The organism is Vibrio sp. 03_296 (assembly GCF_002265885.1).
The window spans coordinates 1-768 of record NZ_NPKW01000746.1; the positions used below are offsets into that span (position 1 = coordinate 1).

Annotated in this window: 1 pseudogene; it reads left to right on the top strand. The window is 48.7% G+C overall.

Features of this window, described 5'->3' with window-relative positions:
• Positions 1 to 32 precede the first annotated feature (32 nt).
• A pseudogene (locus CIK04_RS34435) lies at positions 33 to 485 on the top strand (uroporphyrinogen-III C-methyltransferase).
• Positions 486 to 768 lie beyond the last annotated feature (283 nt).

Consider the following 768-nt stretch of genomic DNA (forward strand, 5'->3'; position numbering starts at 1 on the left):
TAGTCGGTGCGGGCCCGGGTGATCCGGAGCTACTGACGCTCAAAGCGCTCAACTACCTACAGCAAGCCGAAGTCGTGCTGTACGACTACCTCGTCTCTGATGAGATCATGGCTCTGGTAGCAAATGACTGCCATTTTAGTGTGTGTGGGTAAGCGAGCGGGTCACCACCAGCGTACCTCAAGAGAAAACCAACCAACTCCTCGTGGACTTTAGCTAAGCAAGGTTACAAAGTCGTGCGCATCAAAGGTGGTCGATCCGTTGTTTTTGGCCGTGGCGGCGAAGAACTAGAAGTGTTAGTCGATGCTGGCATTACCTTTCAAGTGGTCCCAGGTATTACAGCCGCAGCGGGCGCCACTGCGTATGCGGGCATACCGCTTACCCATCGTGATTACGCACAATCCGCAATGTTTATTACAGGGCATCTCAAAGCAGAAAGTGACCAATTGGATTGGTCGACTCTGGCAAGGGGCAGGCAACACTGGTGATTTATATGGGGTTGATGAAGTCGAATTACATTCAAGAGCAATTGATTAAACACGGTCGCGAGAGGCACAAAACACCGATTGGCGATTATCGAACGCGGAACTCAGTTGTCACAGAAAGTTTTTAAAGGTCAATTATCGGAACTGGCTGATTTAGCTAAGAAAGCAGAGGCCCCAGCACTGATTGATGATCGGTGAAGTGGTGCAGTTGTCTCAGAAATTAGATTTGGTTCTTATCTGGTACTCGAATCAACAATAGTGCTATTGCCAACTCAATATAATCGTT